Here is a 1,809-nt window from a genome sequence, read left to right as displayed (position 1 = left end):
GTCTTAATTTTAAAACTCAATCGGTTAGGTGTCAGTCCTACTCACCTCTTAACCTTGCTGGATTATTTTAATCGCCAAGGCATTCAGCTCGTCAGCATCGACGATCAACTTGACACCCGAACCACTGAAGGGCAATGGCTGTTTCCCTTGATGGCGGAAATCGGCGACATGGAAGCCTCGTTGGGTCGTGAACGAATCCTAAAAGGGCTTGTGACAGCTAAAGAAAAGGGGGTACAGCTGGGACGACCTTGTAAGACGGCCAATATTGAAAAGGCGATTCACTTGTATCAAACCACCAATGCCCAAATTCAACAAATCGTGACTCAATGCCACATCACCGCTCCGACCCTTTACCGCCATTTATCTAAAAGACGGATTGAACTTCGCGGTTAGTCTTATAGGTTCAACAACAACCTGTTTATAAATAGCACCTTATAATATTTTTGTCAAGAATCGTGACAAAACAATAAAATTTTTTTAAAGCGTTCTGTTGTATGATTGTTCTAGTGAAAATTTGAACGTTGCAACTAGATTCGTGTACGGCTTGATGTATTCGAATCTATTTTTTTAAGTCCGGTTCGTATAGTTAACTAAACGAACAGCGTTATTTATTCCATTCGATCCACAAAAAAAGAAAGAAGGTTTTCTATTCAGATGACACACTTACACTTAACCACTCCCGCTAACTTATTGAGGGAGAAAATTGCGACTAAAGAAGCCAAGATCGGCGTTATCGGCTTAGGCTATGTCGGCTTGCCCCACGCTTTGCACTACGGACAAAAAGGTTTTTCAGTGCTGGGTATTGACATTAACCAAGAGCGAATCGCCCAACTTTTGTCTGGTGACAGTTACATTGATGACGTGGCTGATCAAGATGTGGCGACCTACTTGGCTAACAATCAGGTCGCCACCACTTTTGAGTTATTACCCGCTCTTGATGTTATTTTTATTGACGTTCCTACCCCGATCGATGCCCAGCAACAGCCTGATTTGACTGCTCTAAAAAGCGCTGCTTCTCAAGTCATCGCTCATGTTCGTCAGGGGCAGCTGATCATTCTTGAAAGTACCAGTTACCCCACCACCACTCTTGAGCATTTGGTTACGCCGCTGCTTGAAAAAGGCTTAACACCTGGAAAGGATATTTTTATTGCTTTTTCGCCAGAACGAGTCGATCCGGGGAATCAGCAGTTTAATTTTGATAATACGCCGAAGTTAGTCGGCGGGGTAACTGAGACTTGTACCTCACTGGCAATGGCCGTTATTGGTGACATGGCCGTTGCGGTCTCCTCACCTGAGGTAGCTGAAATGGCCAAGCTGTATGAAAACACCTTTCGCTTCGTCAATATTGCTTTGGCAGATGAGCTTAGTAAACTGTGCCATCAGCTGAACATTGCCATCGATGAGGTCTTGACAGCGGCAGCTACCAAGCCCTTTGGGTTTATGCGCTTCGATCCAGCGGTTAAGATCGGGGGCCACTGCATTGGCGTTGACCCTTTTTACTTGCAGTGGTACATGGCCCAGCAACAACTCTCCACCCCACTCATTAATACGGCCGCCAAAATTGATGCCTCCATGCTGGATTTTCTAATGGTCAAATTGCTGACGGCCTTAACGGAAGAGGGCCTGTCAATTTCTGGTGCTAGGATTGGGGTGCTCGGGGTTACGTATAAAAAGAATATTTCTGATACTCGCATGTCGGCCGCGCCTGAGTTAGTCAACATATTGCTCAATCATGGGTCCAAGGTCAGTCTGTTTGATTCCCATGTTTCAAGTTTGTCTGTTAAGGGGCAGCAACTGCCTGTTTCCCCG

Annotated in this window: 2 protein-coding genes; both read left to right on the top strand. The window is 45.4% G+C overall.

Going from position 1 to position 1,809, the window contains the following annotated elements:
* Positions 1–393, top strand: a 393-nt coding sequence (locus I6N95_RS26855) for a recombinase family protein (RefSeq protein ID WP_209533246.1), incomplete at its 5' end; no start/stop codon positions are given.
* A 261-nt stretch (positions 394–654) separates the two neighbouring features.
* A partial coding sequence (locus I6N95_RS26850) for a nucleotide sugar dehydrogenase (protein WP_209533245.1) occupies positions 655–1,809 on the top strand: 1,155 nt, incomplete at its 3' end.

Origin of the sequence: Vagococcus allomyrinae (genome assembly GCF_017829975.1) — a bacterium.
Classification (GTDB): domain Bacteria; phylum Bacillota; class Bacilli; order Lactobacillales; family Vagococcaceae; genus Vagococcus_D; species Vagococcus_D allomyrinae.
The sequence above is the reverse complement of the archived record's forward strand: the minus strand, read 5'-3'. Positions and strand labels throughout refer to the sequence as shown.